The organism is Novipirellula sp., from assembly GCF_041583735.1.
In the GTDB taxonomy this organism is placed as follows: Bacteria; Planctomycetota; Planctomycetia; order Pirellulales; family Pirellulaceae; genus Novipirellula.
The window spans coordinates 1-3,173 of the sequence record NZ_JBFHFD010000839.1; the positions used below are offsets into that span (position 1 = coordinate 1).

Sequence of the window (3,173 nt, forward strand, 5' to 3'; positions counted from 1 at the left end):
CTCTCTCCCCCTCTCCCCCTCTCCCTCTCTCCCTCTCTCCCTCTCTCCCTCCCCGTAACGGTCGTTCCGGTTAGCCGAGACGTTGCCTGGACCAATTCACCGCTGCAGCGGGATTTCGAGGACGAAATCGTTCAGCGGGTACTTTATAATGGTCACACGCGTTCATTCCCTGACCGTGTTACCCCGCTTGCCTCCTCTCGCCCTGGTTCGATACCGATGCGTTTTCTGGTTTTAACTGTTTTAGTGCTGCCTGCTCTCCTGTGGGAGGGATCGGCGAACGCGGCCGAATTGAGTGCTCGTGAAAAGCGAGCGGTTGACACCGTCAACCAGACGATTCGCACGGCGGGGACTGAATACAAAGCGGGCAATTTTTCAGCGGCGGGCGAGGCGATCACGCGCGCGATGGACCAGATCGACATCGCAATGAAAGTCGGATCGCCCGAACTGTTGGACGCGTTTGAACCCGCGATGAAGCGAATTTCGACCGCTCACGCGCTGCTGGAACTCGAAGGCGTCGCGGTGCCACCGTTTCGTCGTCCGACTCTCCCTTCGGTCGCCAATCCGAGTGCCGACGGCACGGCGAGTGCCACCGAAGGCGAACAGCCTGAGATGGTTATTTTTGACATCAACGATCCATCGGCTCAGCCCCCTAATGCAACGCCTCCGAAAGTCGATTTTGCCGCCGGTGTCAGCTTCACCCAGCACGTGGCTCCGATTTTGGTAGGTCGTTGTGGGCGATGCCATGTTTCGGGATCCAAAGGCGGGTTCAACATGGCGAACTACGAAGCTCTGATGAAAGGCTCGCGGGCAGGCGTCGTCGTGTTCCCCGGCGACGTGCCCAACAGCGTCTTGGTCGAAGTGATCGAATCGGGCGCAATGCCGCCCAACGGCAGCGTCTCGGCTCAAGAGTTGTTGACGCTGAAGACTTGGATCAATGGCGGAGCCAAGTTTGATGGCACCGATCCGACGGCCACCCTATCCGCTGGCAGCGGAGTCGCTCCGGTGGACGAGCCGACCCAAACCGCGATGCCAGAAATCAAACAGGCGACGGGGAAAGAAACGGTCAGTTTCGCAGGCGACATTGCTCCGATGTTGGTCGACGCATGCAAGGGATGCCACATCGACGCGATGCAAACGCGAGGCGGACTGCAGCTAGACACCTTTGCGCGAATGATGCGAGGGGGGGATAGCGGCCCGATCATCTCGCCCGGTAACGCCGCCGACAGCTTGCTTGTCAAAAAATTGCGAGGCATGGTCGGCGAACGAATGCCCGCTGGAGGTCGCCCCGCATTTTCCGAAGACTCGATCCAACTGATCTCGACTTGGATCAACGAAGGGGCCACACTCGATGGGGCCAGCAAGGACCAACCGCTCGAAGTGATGAGCAAGTTGGCGTGGATGAAAAAGGCTTCCGCCAGCGAGATCAGTGCCAAACGAAAAGCGGATGCTGAAGACGACCTAAAATTGGTAAACGCCAGCGGTGGCGAGATGCACTCGGTGTCGACCGATCACTTCTTTGTGACGGGAACCGCATCCAAACCGACGTTGGAATTGGTCGCGCGGAAGGCCGAGGAGGAGTTGAAATGGGCCAAAACGATCGTCAATGCAGCCGATGGCGAAGAATTCTTTCGCGGCAAAGCGACGCTTTTTGTCATGCCTCGGCGTTACGACTACAGCGAATTCGCCAAGATGATCGAAGCTCGCGATGTCCCTTCGGACTGGAACGCCCATTGGAAATTCGATGGAATCAACGCCTACATCGCCATGGTCGCAACGGACCGCGATGAGGACGACGAGATCGCAACTCGCTTAATTTCTCCGCTCGTCAGCCTTGCCGTGGCCACGCGAGGGATGGACGTCCCACGCTGGTTTGCCGAAGGGGTCGGAGCGAGTGTGTTTTCCAAATCGGGAACGAAGGTAGACCGCGACGCCAAACGCCGCGAAGACGCCGAGATTTCTGTGGCGGTGGTGGCGATGAAGGACGCCAAACAGTTCCTCGATGAGAAACTAAAGCCCGAACAAACCGACCGAATCAGCATGGCCATCGCAGCGTCGATGATGGACCGCGGACGCCGCAAGAGCTTTGACGCCTTGATGCGCAACCTCAGCGACGGCTTGCCCTTTGATCAAGCGTTCCAGACCGCGTTCCGCGCGACTCCCGCCGCTTACATCACCCAGTGGCTGAAATGGGTGAAAGGGTAGGGCAGAGCAGGGTAGGGTGGTAGCGACGCAGCGCAGGGCCCATGCCCGCGGTAAACTTCGCCTGCCTCGGCTTGGAAAGAAACGCGTTTCGATTCAGAATTACTGTTTCGCTGGCCAAACCGTTTCGCTGGCCCCATACGCTCACCCCATTGTGAAACGCCAACGATGACTTCTCGTGACCAGACGCTGAATCAATATCACGAACTGATGCAGATCAATGCGGTTTCTCATCTGCTTCGCTCGGCTCGAGAAACAGGGTTGATGGACCAATTGCGGAAAGGGCAGCACACCGCCGAACAACTCTGCACCACGCTCTCGCTGTCTGCCGAACCCACCCAACTGCTGCTCGACGCGATGACCGCGATCGGATTCTTTGAAAAGTACGACGAGGACTACGCGCTATCGCAAGCGGCTCAGCTGCTGTGCCAATACGACAAAGACCTCGGCGACCAACGCTGGCAAAAGCTAACCGCCCGCGTACTTGGCAAAGGCGACCGAGCGACAGTGTCGTCGACCGAATACTTTGACCATGTCGCAGCCACCCAGTGGGCACACACCCCGGCTGCGATGGAGGCCGCTGAAATGCTGAACATTGGTGGCGAAGGTGAGGTCGAGGGCCCCAAAATTCTGGATCTCGGTTGTGGTTCAGCCGTCTGGAGCTGTGCGATGGCTCACCGCGACGCCAAGGCGACGATCACCGCTGTCGATTTCCCCGGTCCGATCGCTGCGGCGACCACAATGGCCGAATCGATCGGACTGGCCCCCCGTTTCACAGCGATCCAGGCCGACCCAGTGTCGGCGGAAACGGCCGCCGAGAACCATTTGCCGAGCGATTTCGATATCGCCTTGATTGCCCAACGTCTGTTTGCTCAACAACCCGCCGAACAAGCCGCACTGCTGAAACGAGCCTTTGCGTCGATTCGACCAGGCGGCCGTGTGATTGTGATCGACCTGTTTCGTGGCCCCACCAA

At 58.7% G+C, this 3,173-nt stretch carries 2 protein-coding genes; both read left to right on the forward strand.

Annotated features, from left to right (window positions below; all coding sequences use genetic code 11):
- Positions 1-216 precede the first annotated feature (216 nt).
- Positions 217-2,202, forward strand: coding sequence for a c-type cytochrome domain-containing protein (locus tag ABX962_RS33510; RefSeq protein ID WP_372726026.1), 1,986 nt, complete (start codon positions 217-219; stop codon positions 2,200-2,202).
- Positions 2,203-2,367: 165 nt separating this feature from the next.
- On the forward strand, positions 2,368-3,173 hold an 806-nt coding region (locus tag ABX962_RS33515; protein ID WP_372726027.1), incomplete at its 3' end, for a class I SAM-dependent methyltransferase.